The 16063-nt window shown below is 38.1% G+C and carries 19 protein-coding genes; 9 read left to right on the top strand and 10 right to left on the bottom strand.

Annotated elements, in window-relative coordinates; translation table 11 throughout:
* The 3 genes from ESZ26_RS17415 to ESZ26_RS17405 form a co-directional block, all read left to right on the top strand.
* The coding region (locus ESZ26_RS17415) for a succinylglutamate desuccinylase/aspartoacylase family protein (RefSeq protein WP_146800840.1) at positions 1-722 on the top strand (722 nt) is incomplete at its 5' end.
* A gap of 8 nt (positions 723-730) precedes the next feature.
* Complete coding sequence (locus tag ESZ26_RS17410; protein ID WP_146800838.1) at positions 731-1165, top strand: ATP-dependent zinc protease family protein; 435 nt, start codon at positions 731-733, stop codon at positions 1163-1165.
* Between the two features lie 25 nt (positions 1166-1190).
* Positions 1191-2060 carry a mechanosensitive ion channel family protein gene (locus tag ESZ26_RS17405; RefSeq protein WP_146800836.1) on the top strand — a complete coding sequence of 290 codons (870 nt, stop codon included), beginning with the start codon at positions 1191-1193 and terminating at the stop codon, positions 2058-2060.
* Between the two features lie 92 nt (positions 2061-2152).
* Here the strand turns inward: ESZ26_RS17405 and ESZ26_RS17400 are convergent, their stop codons facing one another.
* The gene (locus ESZ26_RS17400; RefSeq protein WP_342353836.1) at positions 2153-2806 is read right to left on the bottom strand and encodes a mechanosensitive ion channel family protein; all 654 of its coding nucleotides are present in this window, start codon (positions 2804-2806) and stop codon (positions 2153-2155) included.
* 231 nt (positions 2807-3037) lie between these two features.
* Positions 3038-3628, bottom strand: a complete 591-nt coding sequence (locus ESZ26_RS17395; protein ID WP_170246410.1) for an MlaC/ttg2D family ABC transporter substrate-binding protein — start codon at positions 3626-3628, stop codon at positions 3038-3040.
* 441 nt (positions 3629-4069) lie between these two features.
* Here ESZ26_RS17395 and ESZ26_RS17390 point away from each other — a divergent pair, with 441 nt between their 5' ends.
* From ESZ26_RS17390 to ESZ26_RS17380, 3 genes are all read left to right on the top strand, one after another.
* Positions 4070-4393: a hypothetical protein gene (locus tag ESZ26_RS17390; protein ID WP_146800830.1), complete on the top strand. Its 324-nt coding sequence runs from the start codon at positions 4070-4072 to the stop codon at positions 4391-4393.
* Positions 4394-4509: 116 nt separating this feature from the next.
* Positions 4510-4716 (top strand): cold-shock protein, encoded by a 207-nt coding sequence (locus ESZ26_RS17385; RefSeq protein ID WP_070374424.1) that lies wholly within the window; start codon positions 4510-4512, stop codon positions 4714-4716.
* A 292-nt stretch (positions 4717-5008) separates the two neighbouring features.
* A complete protein-coding gene (locus tag ESZ26_RS17380; RefSeq protein WP_146800828.1) occupies positions 5009-5599 on the top strand; it encodes a LysE family translocator in 591 nt (196 codons plus the stop codon).
* Between the two features lie 108 nt (positions 5600-5707).
* On the opposite strand, the gene ESZ26_RS17375 is transcribed toward ESZ26_RS17380, so the two are convergent.
* From ESZ26_RS17375 to ESZ26_RS17360, 4 genes are all read right to left on the bottom strand, one after another.
* A complete protein-coding gene (locus ESZ26_RS17375) occupies positions 5708-7003 on the bottom strand; it encodes a M24 family metallopeptidase (RefSeq protein WP_146800826.1) in 1296 nt (431 codons plus the stop codon).
* Between the two features lie 125 nt (positions 7004-7128).
* Positions 7129-7731, bottom strand: coding sequence for a PilZ domain-containing protein (locus ESZ26_RS17370; RefSeq protein ID WP_146800824.1), 603 nt, complete (start codon positions 7729-7731; stop codon positions 7129-7131).
* 12 nt (positions 7732-7743) lie between these two features.
* A complete protein-coding gene (locus tag ESZ26_RS17365) occupies positions 7744-8358 on the bottom strand; it encodes a TetR/AcrR family transcriptional regulator (protein WP_146800822.1) in 615 nt (204 codons plus the stop codon).
* Between the two features lie 13 nt (positions 8359-8371).
* On the bottom strand, positions 8372-9598 hold the full coding sequence (locus ESZ26_RS17360; RefSeq protein ID WP_070374419.1) for a threonine/serine exporter family protein: 1227 nt from the start codon (positions 9596-9598) through the stop codon (positions 8372-8374).
* Between the two features lie 100 nt (positions 9599-9698).
* Here ESZ26_RS17360 and ESZ26_RS19290 point away from each other — a divergent pair, with 100 nt between their 5' ends.
* The 3 genes from ESZ26_RS19290 to ESZ26_RS17350 all read left to right on the top strand — a co-directional run bounded on the left by ESZ26_RS19290 (position 9699) and on the right by ESZ26_RS17350 (position 12041).
* On the top strand, positions 9699-9872 hold the full coding sequence (locus ESZ26_RS19290) for a hypothetical protein (RefSeq protein WP_170246409.1): 174 nt from the start codon (positions 9699-9701) through the stop codon (positions 9870-9872).
* Positions 9873-9998: 126 nt separating this feature from the next.
* A complete protein-coding gene (locus tag ESZ26_RS17355) occupies positions 9999-10769 on the top strand; it encodes a class II aldolase/adducin family protein (RefSeq protein ID WP_146800820.1) in 771 nt (256 codons plus the stop codon).
* Between the two features lie 87 nt (positions 10770-10856).
* Positions 10857-12041, top strand: a complete 1185-nt coding sequence (locus tag ESZ26_RS17350) for a mandelate racemase/muconate lactonizing enzyme family protein (RefSeq protein ID WP_146800818.1) — start codon at positions 10857-10859, stop codon at positions 12039-12041.
* 63 nt (positions 12042-12104) lie between these two features.
* On the opposite strand, the gene ESZ26_RS17345 is transcribed toward ESZ26_RS17350, so the two are convergent.
* The 4 genes from ESZ26_RS17345 to ESZ26_RS17330 form a co-directional block, all read right to left on the bottom strand.
* Positions 12105-12563 (bottom strand): Lrp/AsnC family transcriptional regulator, encoded by a 459-nt coding sequence (locus ESZ26_RS17345; RefSeq protein ID WP_146800816.1) that lies wholly within the window; start codon positions 12561-12563, stop codon positions 12105-12107.
* An 82-nt stretch (positions 12564-12645) separates the two neighbouring features.
* Entirely contained in the window at positions 12646-13512 is an 867-nt protein-coding gene (locus ESZ26_RS17340) for an amidohydrolase family protein (RefSeq protein WP_146800814.1), read from the bottom strand.
* 180 nt (positions 13513-13692) lie between these two features.
* Positions 13693-14430 carry an SDR family NAD(P)-dependent oxidoreductase gene (locus tag ESZ26_RS17335; RefSeq protein WP_146800812.1) on the bottom strand — a complete coding sequence of 246 codons (738 nt, stop codon included), beginning with the start codon at positions 14428-14430 and terminating at the stop codon, positions 13693-13695.
* Positions 14431-14463: 33 nt separating this feature from the next.
* Positions 14464-15975: a dipeptidase gene (locus tag ESZ26_RS17330; RefSeq protein ID WP_146800810.1), complete on the bottom strand. Its 1512-nt coding sequence runs from the start codon at positions 15973-15975 to the stop codon at positions 14464-14466.
* Positions 15976-16063: the final 88 nt, after the last annotated feature.

The raw sequence follows: 16063 nt of genomic DNA, 5'->3' as shown, positions 1-16063 counted from the left end.
ACCGTCGTGATTTAAACCGTTGTTTTCCAGGGTCAGCGAAGGGCTCTTTAGCGGGGCGTGTTGCACATATTTTTCTTAATGAAATCGTAAAACATTGTGATTACGGTATCGATTTACATACCGGGGCTATTCACCGCTCAAACCTGCCACAAATTAGGGCCGATATGTCTGATCCTGACACTAAAGCGTTAGCGGAAGTGTTTGGTGTACCGGTTGTGTTGAATTCCAATTTAGTTGACGGCTCGTTAAGAGAATCAGCGGTTAAAAACGAAACTAAAATACTATTATATGAAGCGGGTGAAGCGCTGCGCTTTGATGAGTTTTCGATTCGAGCGGGTATGAAAGGTATCTTAAATGTCTTACAGCATTTAGGCATGACCCGGAAAGTTGTCCGAAGCAAGAAAAAACGCATGCCGTTTATTGCTAACGGCAGTCAATGGGTGCGCGCAAATGCCAGTGGTATTGTCCATAATATTGTTAATTTGGGCGATCAAATCACTAAAGGCCAAGTATTAGCCGAAATTGGTAGCCCATATGGTGCAATATTTGATTCGGTTAAAGCAACACGCTCGGGTATTTTAATTGGTAAGCAAAATATACCGTTAGTGCAAGAAGGTGAAGCTATGTTTCATGTCGCTTACTTTAGTGAAGATGATGAAGAGATTGCTGGGCACATCGAAAATGTACAAGAGCAGCTTTTACCTGAAAATGACGACAGTTAGGTGAGTATATGAAAAACGCTAGTAAGGTCATTATCGGGCGTTTAGAGTCAATAGCCTTGCCAGACTTAGCTATTGACGAGTTACAAGTGCGAGTTGATACTGGTGCGAAAACGTCGTCGCTACACGTTGATAATATCAAGAAGTCAATTGTTGATGGCGTAAACAGTGTAACGTTTGATCTGCACCCTGATGTGCATAATGTTGATACGATGCAGCAGTGTACGGCGCCTATTAGTGATATGCGTAAAGTTAAATCGTCGAATGGCACAACGGAGCAACGTTATGTTATCGAAACACCGATAGTTCTGGGTGAAGAAAATTGGTCAATTGAAATAACCTTAACAGACCGCTCTGATATGAGTTATTTAATGTTGTTAGGAAGAGAGGCGCTTGGCAAACGTTTTCTTGTTGACCCATCGAAAGTCTTTTTAGGCTCAAAATAAAAAGTCAGTTAAATTAAGGGATTTTATGGATTTTGCACAAATAAAAGCAATCTTATCTACTACGGTTATTACTGTTGCTGAGCAACCAGTGACATTGGGCGGGTTATTGTTAATCCCACTTATTATTTACCTTGGATTGTTGCTCACTAAATGGGGCGTAAGGTTTATCACCAAACGTTTAACAACCAACAAAACTGATCCAAATATTATACATTTATTGCAGCGTGTTTTTTATGTCATTGCGATAGTTATAATGTTAATCACCACATTAGATTTGATCAATGTGCCGATCACCGCATTTGCCTTTTTATCGGGTGCAATCGCGATTGGTTTTGGTTTTGGCGCACAAAACATTATTAACAACTTTATCAGTGGTTGGATTTTAATGTGGGAACGACCTATTAAAATTGGTGATTTTTTAGAAGTTGAAAACGCCAAAGGTGTGGTCGAGGAAATTAATACTCGTTCAACACGTATTAGACGTGTTGATGGTGTTCATTTACTTATTCCTAACAGTAAATTACTTGAAAATACGGTAGTCAATTGGACGCTTCGAGACAGTCTCGTTAGAACAAGTGTTTCTGTTGGGGTTGCCTATGGTACTCGGGCTAGAAAAGTGGCTGATTTGATTTTAGAAGCGACACTTGCGCAAAAAGAAGTATTAACCGATCCTATGCCGGTGGTGGTTTTTGAAGATTTTGGCGATAATTCGTTAATATTTTATGTTAACTTCTGGATAAATTCGAGTGGAGAAACCGCGTTAAGAGTGACTAGAAGTAATATTCGTTTTCGATTAGATGAATTATTCGAAGAACACAGTATTGTTGTCGCCTTTCCACAACGTGATGTGCATCTCGATGGTACCCTTACTTTATTGAATAACGATAAAAAGTAACTTTGCGCGGCAAGTCGTTGAAATAATAACGCTAAGGGTCACTCAATCACCAAGTAACCGTGATTGAGTGACTTTACCGTCAATGATATTGACTAGCTTAATGAAATCGGCGAGGCCGTTTTTTGCTTAAACCATAGCGTCATAAAATCAGCGGTCAGTTTCTGCTCTATTTCTAATGCTCTTTCTGTTGGACAAAAAATAGTAAAGAAGATTTGCGTATCACCAAGTTCAGAGGTGGCTATTTGGATATGTGGTTCTGGGCCAGCGATATGAACCTCTAAACGATTTTCAATAAGTTGGTTATAACGGATAGCAACTTCTTTAAAGTCATTACAATATAAATTTGCTTTATTATACAACTGATCAATAAACTCAAAGGGATTAACACTGTCATCTCTGACAATGGTAAAATGATGCATTGCATATCGTTTTAGAAAGTTAAGATTTTTAATAACCGAAGTAATTAGCTGGCTATTTGGTAAATATAGCGTCTTACCGGTATATTGATAATCATCTATATTTACCTCTAAAAGTGTCAGTTTAGCCCAATCTGTTGAATGTACCTCGCCGTAATGATTACCAACTTGTACCCAATCACCAATACGAAATGGTCGACTTGACAGAATATAAACAAAACCAATAAAACATTGTATAAACTCTCTGGTTGCTAAGACAATTGCGACGATAAAGGCAGCAATCGAGAAAGCAAATTTTTGAATCTCTTCGGACCAAATATTAAAAACCATCACGATCATCATTATGGTAAATATATTATTGACTATATTGATCTGTAATTTTTTATCCTGTTTTGATTTTTTTTTTATTGTTTTTACGATGAGATACTTAATCATATAAAAAATGAAAATAAATAATAACGCAATAACAAATTTATTATTGGCGAGGACTACTGAAAGTGTTTTGAAATTATGCGTTTGATTAAGCCATTCCATTAGAACTATGATACCTACCTTTATTATTTATGAAGAAGTGAGACTTCTTTGATTAATGCTCTTAAGCTGCAATAGCGTACCTTCAATACCTAACTTATTGAAACTTGAATTTATTTCTTTTTGCTTTGCATCTAATAAACTAATACCTTCAATGATAATATCAAAAAATTGCCAATTGCCTTGTTTCGACATTAGTAATTTTACTACGGCTTTGTTAACTTTTTTTTCGCCAGTAATCGTTATATTGACCATCGACATTTTACCACTTTTTGATAATGCCCCTGTGCCGATAGTTATTGATTCACCGTTGTATTTACTTAATAAGCTGGTATAAGTATTTATTAATTGATTTGATAGTTCAGTAACAAACTCAGTTCTAAGCTCGGCAGATATTTTTGGCAAATGTTGATTAATAACTTTATAACTAAAATATTGAACATCTACCTCAGGCAGAAGGTATTGAGTTAATACATTTCTGACCTTACTTTTGGTGAATTGATTGTTACTTTTTAAGGTTAATAAAGCTGATTCTATTTGACCAAAAACAGCTTTCGTTTTCGTTTCTGGCGTTTCTGTTGTTGCTACCGCTAAAGAGGAAATACATAGACTTAGCAACAAAAAAATTACAATGTATATGTTTACGTTTCTTTGGTATGAGTTTTTCATTTTTACTGTAGTTAGTTTTAAAATAATTAAGCTGATTATAGGCTTACGAAAAAAACAATCAAACGTAATAAATCGTCGTGTTTAATCAAAAAAAATGATTGGACTTAGGTTTAAGATAATATTGTCCGGTTGGTGGTGACTGGCCGTGAAGGTTAAAAATGCAATAGCCGTGGTTGTTTATTGATTCACTATATTGTCATTCAGTAAGTTATCTTATTAAAAAAAGTAATAATAACTCATCATTGCTCTTAGCTATTAAAATAGAGACTATTTACTCAGTGGCATTCACTGTATAATAATTTTTTAAGCATGCTAGTTATACTGACTTGCTTCTTCTGTAAAGTGATTGCCTGTTGGCATTGTCAGATAATATTAAAAGAGCTAAATAATTTAATGAAACCATATTCAGATATTGCCGAGTTAATAGAAATGTTAGGATCGGAAATAACATTACTTACCGATACCGTTGCTACTTTAAAACAAGAACCACAAAGTTTTAATGAACAAATTATTTTTAAGTATATTGATACGGGAAGTACAGGTAAGACGAAAGACTTTGTAAGATCATTAGGGGTAAAAGCTGAGCGTGGCTCATTCTTTTCATCCGGTGATGTAAGTAAGCTCATAAAAGATGGTGCTGATGATGTTTCACCTGAATTACTTGATATAGCTCGAAAAGTAGTCAATATGAAAAAGAAAGGTGGCGCGCACCGTTAATTATAAATACAGTCTATAATGTTAAATATAGTTTGTATTAATAAGATTCAAATCCTGACTTGTAATGGTGATAGCAAGTTAGGTTTATATTTTTCACCAATGATAAAGAGAGTGTTATGAGTAAAGGTATAGTTAAGTGGTTTAATGCGGATAAAGGTTTCGGATTTATTACTCCAGAAGACGGCAGTAAAGATTTGTTTGTTCACCATTCAGAAATCCAATCTGGCGGTGAATACGCTACATTGGCTGACGGTCAAGCTGTTGAGTTTGAAGTTGGACAAGGACAAAAAGGTCCATGTGCAAATAAAGTTGTTGCTATCTAAGCAATAATATATAACAAATGGGTAAGATGGGAGGACTATGTTCACCCGCTTACCTATGCGTTATAGATACTATTCCACGCGCTATCCCAACGTAAAATGATATATATACCCACGCCTGTTTTGATCTTTAGCACCGGCAACGTTTAAATAATCTAGCTGCTACATTTAGCGTTTAAGACACGAGTCTTAATAATAATTTCCCTTAGCTGATTTTCCTGTATAACATCTAACCGTCTACGTAAAATAGCTTGAAATTTAGCATGCCTCGCAAACAATAAAGAGCAAACTGACGATGAATTTAGACATACTATCAGCCTTAACTATTTTTGCCTTTGTTTCTTCGATAACCCCAGGCCCAAATAACTTGATGTTAATGAATTCTGGTGCAAATTATGGCTTCAAAAAAACGATCCCTCACTTATTAGGGGTTGGCATAGGATTTACACTAATGATTGCCTTAGTCGGGCTCGGTGTCATTCAATTATTTGATAGTTTTCCGCTGAGTTATCAAATATTAAAAGTGGTCAGTATTGTTTATTTACTCTATTTAGCATTCAAAATAGCCAGTTCGACCAGCAATATAGAACAACAAGCGTCAAATCATAAACCTTTTAGTTTTATCCAAGCTGTTTTATTTCAATGGGTTAATCCCAAAGCATGGACAATGGCGTTAACGTCAATAAGCCTTTATGCACCATTAAAGAGCTTTACGTCGGTACTGTTAGTGGCGATTATCTTTGGAATAATCAATTTACCCTGCATCAGTTCTTGGATTGTTTTAGGGCAGAAAATACAAGTATTGTTAACTAACCAAAAACGGTTGAGAACTTTTAATATTACCATGGCACTTTTATTAATTATTTCATTATATCCTGCGTTATAAAACGAAAGGAGTAAGGAAGGTCCGTTACTCCTATTTTGAGGATAAGGCCAATACTCTGTTACTTACGAGTTTTCTGCAAACAGCCTATTGTAGATTATAAATAGTGCGTTAAGTAAACTTAGCAAGCTTGCCTAATGGAGAATCTAGTGAGTCTGGGGGAATAGTAAACCACTGTGGACCTTTATCGGTCATATAAATACAGTCTTCAAGTCTGACACCAAATTCGCCAGGTATATAAATGCCAGGTTCATTAGAAAAACACATACCAGCCGTTAACTTTTCTTGTTCGCCATGAACAAAGTTAACGCTTTCATGACCTTCCATACCTATACCATGCCCGGTTCTGTGCGACAAACCAGGTAATTTATAATCAGGTCCAAAGCCTTGTGCTTGATAATATTTTCTTACCGCATCATCAACAGTACCGGCAGCATTACCTATTTTAGCTTGCTCAAAGGCTATCTTTTGGCCAGTACGCACCGTTTGCCAAACATCACGTTGACGCTTTGTTGGCTCACCCATCACAAAGGTTCTGCTAATATCTGACTGATAACCATGAACATTACAGCCACAGTCCATTAAGACAATCGAGCCTTCTGTAATGAGGTGCTTCTTTTTACTGCCATGAGGGAAAGCACTTGCTTGATCAATTAAGGCCATATTCCACCCGCCTTTTCCACCTAGCGTAGCTTGTGCATTACTCATCAAGTTTTTAACGTGTGCAGACGTCATACCCACTTCTAACTTTGAATATACCTCGCTGTAGGCTAATAGTGTTACCTCATTTGCCTTATGCATCAGTTGTAGTTCATGGTGACTTTTAATTATTCGACAGCCACGAGTGACGGGCTCTGCACTCACATGTTGAAGAGTTGATAATAAACTCATTACGCCGTGTTGAACAAAATAACGTACCGAGTTTTCAAAGCCAATCGTCCCTTTGGTAAGGCTAATTCCGCGGTCTGCTAATATTTGTTTGATACGCTCGAACGGGCTTTCATGCTCTTGCCAAACACGAATATCGCCATCAATGGCTAAACTCTCTTGAATACTAGGCTCTTCAAAAAAAGGACAAACCACAGCCACTTTACCTTGTTGAGGAATAACTAAAGCAGTCAAGCGTTCGCTACGCCACCATTGAATGCCAGAGAAATAATCCATCGCAGCACCGGGTTCAATAATAAGCGCTGTAATGTTCATTTTCTGCATTAATTGCTGCGCTTTTATGATTCGACCCTCACGTTCAGCAGAGGTAATACCAGAAACACTTCCGGTGATATCTTTTAGTGCTTGGCTATTTGACTGACTGTTATTAGTTGATGAGGAAAATGCGCTGCTTGATACCGATAACGCAGCAATGCCTGCACCACCCGCTTTTAAAAAAGATCTTTTATTCATGTTCATAACTATCTTCCTGAAATTTTATGGTGATCACGCTAACGGTTTTTGACTTACTCAACAAGCAATAGCCGATAAAGTGTGCTTTTTATCAGCTAGACTCAACCAAGAAATACTTTTACGCGTTTCAGCTACTTATCTTTTGCCGATTGGTTATTACGCTGCTGCGCTAAAATCTGCAGCTGTTTTGACTGCTGATGAAGACTACAGCGTACTAATATTTCACGGTCTTCTTCTCTAATATGATGATAAATAACTTTATAGCAACTGACTTCTTCACTTGTTGTTGTCGCAGAAATTATTTCCCCGCAACAGTAAATTGCACAATTATCATCAAGGAGAAATATTTTTAAGGTAATAAATTGGCCAACGTTAAAAAGGTTGTTACTGGTAAAGATAACACCGCCACCACCAAAATCAGTGCCTTGATAACGTTGCATTTCATTGTCTTGTTCGCTCAAAATATAACTGACCAGTAAGTCTATTTTTTTAGCTTGATGATGTAAATAATCAACTAACTGTCCCGCAACGCTGCCAAGGGTTTGCAGTGGGCGTAATGCAGCTTGATCAAGAGTGATTATTTCAGAGGCCATTTTAAAAGGCATCGGCATAGTATTCATAAAACTTTGATAACTTGGCGGTGTATCGGTTTCAATGATAGTTGCATTGACATTGAAGGGATAATTAATAGAAAAAAACTGATCAAACTGAGCTGTTTTATTGTCTTCAGACATGCCTAACCCTTATTATAATTTTTGTTGTTGAATAAAGACCTTGACGACACATTCACACATTTCATCAATATGGCTGGTATCAAGGTAAATTCCATCGATCAGTAAACGCACAATACCGTGCAATGTTCCCCAAGTCACTTGCGCTAAACGTAAGCTATTTTCGTCTTCAATCAATAAGCCTTGTTGCTGCCAAGTTTTGGTCATTTCTAGTTGGTAATTAAAACTAGGATAAGCGATATCACGCAAAGCTTGATCGCTATTGTTTTTTTTCCAAATCGTTTTGCCAAACATTAATTCGTAAATTGAAGCATTTTCGGTGGCAAATGTTATATATTGATGGACAAACTGACGAAATTTTTCTTCCCCTGAAAGCCCTTTATCATCAAATATGGCATTAGAAATATTTGTCCATTGAATAAAACCTAGTGCAGCTATCGCACAAAGTAAATCATTTTTATTTTTGAAGTGGTGATAGGTTGCTGTACGTGAAACACCAATACGCTCGGCAAGTTTTCGTAATGACAGCCCTTCAATTCCTGCGTCTTTAATCATCTCGGCCCCCGTTTCAACGAGTGAACTGCGTAAGTCGCCGTGGTGATATGCTGTTTTTTTGTTAGCTTGTTTCATTAGCGTACTTTTATTACAACGTTTTACGAGAAGGTAAGGCAACATTTGAAAAAACAAGCCCAGCCACAAGTGACATAAAAATCAAGAAGGCTTCTGAACCAATATTATTGGTATTTAACATGTTCACTCCAGATACCGCACTGTTCAAACCGATATAAACTTTACTGCCCGGTACAAGTACCACAAGACCTAATAGTTTAACTATGCTAGAAGGTAATCTCATAATTCGTGAGAATAAATTGGCATACATGCCTAAAACAAATGCGCCAACGAAAGCGCCAAGCGCTGGCCCTAAGTAAGCGGCGCCAATAATGCTAGCACCAAAAGCGACATAGCCAGAAATAATTCCCCAAGGGGCATCTTTTTTACGGACGCGAAATAATATAACTAAGCTTATAGATAAAGTGGTCACTGCCGCCCATGCTGTCCAAACCGGCATACTGGCTGGGGTAACATATAACACTTCGCCCCAAAATAATTTTCCTAACGCCATGCCTAATACCGCGCCAAAATAAAGTTTAAATAGCATCATTACCGCGTCCATAATACGCGCAGTACCCGACATCAGATGCCGAGCGGCTAATTCAGCTAAGCCTAGCGTTAATGCTAAGCCCGGTATAAAGGCAATAATGGCTGAAAGAATGACCAAGGGCATATTAATGCTTGGGTCAATCAGTGTAATTGCCGAGGCCAGTAGGGCGGTGGTAATTGCCGCAATAGGCTCTAGTGTCTCGGTAACTCGGCGCGAGTATTCGGCCCAAAAGGTAAATAAGCAAACAACAAAGCCCAATAATACCGACCAAAAAACATCGTTCCAACTGGTATGCATCAGCATGGAAAAAGCACCACTTGAAGCGCCAAAAGCGAGAAAGGTAAGAAAGCGACCGTAGGGGTTGGGTTTATTCGCAATATCATCAAGTCGTTCAATGGCCTCAGATAACGTGCGTTGACCTGAACTTAATTCATCAACCAACTCATCTGTTCGCGCAAGAGAGCCTAAATCAAGATCACCGGGTTTCACCCGAATAACATGATTATATTGCTGGTTCTCTTCATCTTCAGATAAGACAAAAGTCAGAGCCGTAGGCGTGATGATAAAACATGCTTTTAATTCGAGAAATGTCGAAACATCTTGAAGATGTGCTTCAAGACGATAAGCCGGCGTGCCAAACTTATGCAAAGCTTTGCCTAGTCTTATAATAAAGCGGCGTTTTTCAGCAAAGTTATCAGGTGCAGTCATATTGTTGTTTACGTATTTTTACTTGTTATCTTGCTATGGTAATTGAATAATTAGCTAATGCAATGTGCAATTGGTTTAGAGATTAATAATTGGAGATATAATGACATTAATCATGATTTTATTAGCGGTTTTTGCTGGTATTGCCTTAATGGTTATTTTAGGTGAACGTTTTGGCAAACCAATGGGTGATGAAGAGCAAGCGAAGTATTCAAAAATCCTTCCTATTTTGGTGTTTGTTTTACTCATTGGTAGCTTAATTAAGATGTTTATTTAAGTTATGCAAATTTGCTTAACTTAGCTGATTTTTATCTAGCCTTTATGGTAATTTATTACACTAGCGGTTTGATTTGTATTATCGATGATTTAAAATATTAAAATAACAATTCTTTAAAGGATTTTAATGTTAACTATCCCACAGATTAACTTAAAAAATAAAGTATCAGCACAAGAGTGGCAAACACGCATCGATTTAGCGGCTTGTTATCGTCTTATCGCCATGCATGGCTGGGATGATTTGATTTACACCCATATTTCAGCACGTATTCCTGATTCTGAACATCTACTTATTAATGCGTTCGGTTTAGCTTTTGATGAAATTACCGCATCGAACCTGGTTAAAATAGATATAGCGGGTAATATTGTTGACCCTGAATGTCCCTTTGAAATTAACCCTGCGGGTTTTACCATACATAGCGCAGTCCATGAAGCTCGCCATGACGCGCAATGTGTCTTGCATTTACACACTAATGAAACCATCGCTGTGGCGAGTTTACAAGAAGGTTTATTGCCGTTAAGTCAATACGCTATGTTCGCTCTGGCTTCTATTAGCTATCATGACTATGAAGGTTTAGCGGTAAATGCTGACGAAAAACTTCGCTTACAAAACAACTTAGGCTCGGCAAACTTTATGTTACTGAGAAATCATGGTGGTTTGACCTTAGGTGCCACCATTGGCGATGCCTTTATGCATATGTACGATTTAACCCGTGCTTGCCAAGTGCAATTGCAAGTCATGGCAACTGGCATGGCAACCATTTTAGTCGATCAGAGCATTGTCGATGGAATAAAAGCGCAAGCAAATATTGTTCATACGGGCAGTACTGGTGGTCAAAAGGCTTGGCCGGCAATGGTCAGAAAAGTCTATCGCGCTGATCCTAGCTTTGCAACTTAACAACAATAAAGCTGTATTTATATCTCGTTACGCCGCTATTGACATAAGTTCTCTGCGACAAACACTCACATATTTAGAGAAGATAAAATGAAAGTCACTCACGTAGAAATTTTTGATATTGAATGTCCAGATCGCGCCGGTTGGAACCCTGTTTTTATTCGTGTTCATACTGATGAAGGTATCTCGGGGGTTGGTGAAGCAGGCCTTGCTTACGATTGGGGACACAGCGCTGCCGCAGCGATGATTAAAGAAATTACCGAAGCGGTACTCATAGGTTTTGACCCTTTTAGAACCGAACTGTTATGGTCTAGAATGCTGCGTGAAAGCTTTTGGGGACTAGGCGGTGGACCGGTACTTTATTCAGCAATGAGTGCTATTGATACCGCACTTTGGGATATAAAAGGCAAAGCATTAGGTGTGCCTGTCTATCAACTACTTGGCGGTAAAGTTAACGATAAACTGCGTACCTATGCGAGCCAATTACAATTTGATTGGGACGTTGAAGTTAAGAAGCTATTTTTACCAGAAGAATATGCTGAAGCGGCATTAAAAGCGGTTGCAGAAGGTTATGATGCGGTCAAAGTGGACCCTATTGTTTATAATGCCGATGGCACTTCATCGTTCGATCGCACTAAATTATTTACTAAGCCGCAGATGCGTTTATTTGGTGACCGATTACGTGCTATTCGTGACGCGGTTGGTGAAGATGTTGATATTATTTTCGAATCTCATTCATTAATGGGCGCAGCTTCTGCGATTCAAATGGGCGAAATTGTTGAAGAAGTTGGCTGTATGATGTATGAAGAACCGGTCAATTACTTAAACGCTAAAGTGCATAAAAAAGTAGCGGAACGGGTTAATGTTCCTATTGCTGGCGGCGAACGTTTATATCATCGTTGGGATGTACGCCAGTATTTTGAAGATCAAAGTATTGATGTACTTCAGCCAGATGTAGGTTTATGTGGTGGTTTTACCGAGTCTAAAAAAGTCTGTGACTATGCTGATGTCTATGATATTCGTATCCAAGCCCATGTTTGTGGTGGCCCAGTAGCAACAGCAGCGTCTTTACATTTAGAAACGGCAATTCCTAACTTTTTAATCCATGAGCATCATACCTATGCGACGAAACATTGGAATCGTGAATTGTGTTTGCAAGACCCACAACCAATAAATGGCTTTTTCCAAGTGACAGAAGTACCAGGTTTAGGCATTGAATTAAATGATGAAATCGTGAAACGCTCACCACATGTTACGGTTAATTCATTAAAATAATCAGCTTCAATATCTTGAGATAAAAAATAAGGATGGCTAATCGCCATCCTTATTTATCACAGGTTACATATAATCAACGGGTAGTGCGGTAGTATATTTAATTTCTTCCATGGCAAAACTGGAACTAATATCGGCAAAGCTTGCTTGGCCGATGAGTTTTTTATAAAAAGCATCGTAGGCTTTCATATCAGAAACAACGACACGTAGTAAATAGTCTACTTCGCCACTCATTCGATAAAATTCAATGATTTCTGGAAACTCTTTTGAATTGATACTGAAATCATCAAGCCAATCTGGATTATGCTGGTTGGTTTTAATCATCACAAAAACTGTTAGGCCGACATTTAACTTTTCCGGATCCGCTAAGGCAACCCGTCCTTTAATAACACCATTTTTCTCCATGGTTTGAATACGTCGCCAGCATGGGGTCGTTGAAAGACCGACTTGAGCGGCAACCTCACTGACCGGTTGCGTACAGTCATTTTGTAATATTTTAAGAATTTTTCTGTCGAAGTTATCCATTAAGTCACCATGAAAGTGCGAAGTAATGAAATAGTATTTTATCTAAGGTGTTATGGGTAGATTTTTCTTCTTAATTTATAGGCTAATTAGATATTCGGTAGATGCGTAAGGCATTTTTATAAGATAATAATTCAAGCTCATTTATTGATAATTGTTGGTTGTCAAAATGGGTCAGCCAGTTTTTTTGATAACTCTCTTTAAATAAACATAAAGGAAAATTACTGGCTAGCATGGTTTTATTTAAACCAAAGGTGGCTAAACAATGTTTGAGGACACGCTGTTGCCATTGGGCGCTATATTGGCGATTAACCATTTCAAAGCCAGAGCATTTAATGGCAATATTTTCATAGCTACTAAGTGCTTCTAGGGCATTTTGCCAATATTGCCATTGTTTACTAGCAATATCTTCGGGTGGCCAACCCGCATGATTAATCACTAATTGTAGTGTCGGCAGTTCATTAATAATAGCTATTAATTGCTCAGTCGCTACCACATCAGTTAACGGCATTTGGCATTCAAAAATTAACTGTTGCTCGGCAAGTTGTGCTAAGTTTTTCTTAACGTGTGGATTTGATAAATACGCACAGGCATTTTCATCAAGAATATCACGAACACCGACTACTGACTTAAATCTACTGAGCTTGTCTAGTGTTTGTTGAAACTCGTTTGTTGGTAAAAGTAAATTAACGCTAGCGATAGATTTAAAGGGCAGGGAACAGCTACTTTCTAGCCAAGCAATTTCTCGCCAAGGCTGCTGATTATCAAACCCGGCTTCGATATGTACAAAACCGGCAAGTTGCAAAGGAGTAGATAAGGCTAAGTCTTTTTCTGTGAAACTTTGTGTAATGGTTCTTTTATCCAGCCAATAAGGTGGATTATCAGCTTTTAACCACTGGTAGTCGCCTTGTTCAAGGTTAAATAAATGCAGGTGTGGATCAATTATTTTCATCTTATTTTATACTCATTAACCCGTGAAACCGACAGGTATAACTGAAACCATCATAGTGAATTTACTTACAGGGAAGTGGCTACTTAGTTTTGTCAGGAATAAAAAAACTGTCATCGATTCACTGGTTTTCTCTTTGTCTTATCGACAAGCACTCGCTGTTGTTATCCCTAACCAAGTGAATTATTGTGCGGTATAACCGCCATCAATCACTTGTAAACTACCGGTGATAAACTTGGCTTTATCTGACGCTAAAAAATAAACTAATTCAGCGACTTCTTCGGGTTGACCTAAACGACCTAGTGGCTGTAATGCGGCTTCTTCAGCGTGTACTTCTGCTTTGTTGGCGCCAGAGCGTTGACAATAATTATTAATGGCTTGATGATATAAAGGCGTCTCAATTGTGCCTGGACATACCGCATTGGCACGAATATTAAAGCTCGCGTAATCAAGCGCGGTGGTTTTTGCGATTGAAGCAAGCGCGACTTTACTGATGTTATAGGCAAATGAATTTTGCTTAGCAATTAACGCTTGATCAGATGCCATTAATATAATCGCGCCATTTTTATTGGCTTTCATATCGGGTAATACCGCTTTTATCGCGGCATAAGCGCCCTTAACATTAATACTAAGGACTTTATCTAAATCAGCTGCCGAGGTGTTTTCAATATTCCCTGAAAAGTGAATGCCGGCATTCGAGACCAGCACATCAATAGTCGCTGTTTTAGCTATATTACTGATAATATTTTGTACTTGCTCAACATTACTTATGTCACAGGAAATATCAGCACCGCGCAGTATTTCAAGGTTACTTGGCTGTAAGTCTAAATTAAAAACCTGATAGCCTTTATTGGTAAATAATTGCACTATACTCAGCCCAATACCTGAACTTCCACCGGTAACAATACATGTTTTTTTCATAACTTCTCCTGTTCCTTGTTAGCGCTCTAATCGTTACTGTGTTTTGGCTGCAGCCAATTCAACTAAAGCGGCGGTGTACATTTTTAAATTTAAAACGAACTGTTTCATGGTAATAAATTCATGCTCAGAATGGCCGGTATAATTAGCATTTGGCATTGATGGCCCAAAGCTTACTGCATTTGGGAATAGGCGTGAATTTGTGCCGCCACCAATAGCAATAGGTTTCGCGTCCTTTATACCGGTAAAATGTGAAAATACCGCCAGTAATGTGTCGATATGTGGCGCATCGTTTTGAATAAAAGGGTCGCCAATATAATGTTCTAGTTCGGTAATGTCAGCCATATTTGTCAGCTTCCAAGTCGCAATAACGTGATTAATTTCTTCTGTTAGCTGTTGCGCTGACTTACCACGCGGACGACGAATATTAATATTCAATTCAATATTATTTTTAAATTGCTTAATAACCGTGGGTGAAACCGTCATAGGTCCCATAAAGTCATCACTGTAGGCTATGTTACCAAAGTTTTTTCCTTCCAAACCTAAACCAATATTGTCATTAATAAAGTTAACTAAAGTACCTGCACCATTGCTAGGCCAGCGAGTTTGCGATAATAAACCCGCTAAAAATGGAATGGCATTTAGGCCTTCTTGTGGCTTAGATGAATGAGCTGATTTTCCTAGTGCTGTAATCGTTAAGGTGTTTCCTTTTAACTCTAAATCAAAACTAATACCTTGGTATGTCCTTGCTTTATCCATCAGTTGTTGCAGCAACGTAAGGTCAGCATTTTCAATCACCGCTTTAGCATCTTCAGGTATTTGACTACCAAAAAAACCACCACTAAATTCACTGAGGTAAGCATCAAAACCGCTGTAGTTGTTTTTGTTAAAGGCTATTTTTATTGTCCCGTAGCCTTTTTCAGCAGTGACAACCGGGTATTCTGCGTCAATGGTAATATTGGTTTGTGGCAATGTGTGGGTTTTAATATAGGCTTCTAATGGTCCCCAGTCTGATTCTTCTGCCATATAAACATATAGTTCAATACGTTTGTTGAGTGTTATATTTTTGTCTTTAATCGCTTTCATTGCATAGAGGGCAGTTGATATTGGCCCTTTGTCATCCTCGGTACCACGAGCGATAAGTTTGCCGGGCTCTGAGGTGGTATCAAGTTCAAACGGAGATTTTTGCCATTTCTTTGGATTTACCGGTTGTACGTCACCGTGGGTAATTATTCCTAAACGCTCTTCGCTTTTACCTAAGCCAATAACAATTACATAACCGTCGTCGGTATAATCGAAGCCTAAATCTTCAGCTTGTTTTTTTAACTCTGCTTTAAAAGCTATATGTTCAGGGTTGTCGTTAGCTGAAACACCATCAATCGCTAAGGTATTGTATTTCACTAACTCAGCTAAACTGGCAACCATAGCTTGTTGATAGGTTTGCACGGCGTAATCGGCTGTTTGCTTTGCTGTCGAGCTGACCTCTGCTGAAAATACCGGTAAAGTGATAAAGGTGAATAAGGCGAGTGAAGCTATTTTATTGAACACAGACTTTCCTTTTTGTAATGGCGATAACTCATTTGTTATATTGTATCGATAAAGTGATTTACTAAACAGGGACAAACTTTAAAAAGTG

Origin of the sequence: Colwellia hornerae, assembly GCF_007954355.1 — a bacterium.
In the GTDB taxonomy this organism is placed as follows: domain Bacteria; phylum Pseudomonadota; class Gammaproteobacteria; order Enterobacterales; family Alteromonadaceae; genus Colwellia_A; species Colwellia_A hornerae.
This window is presented reverse-complemented; position numbering and strand designations above follow the sequence as displayed.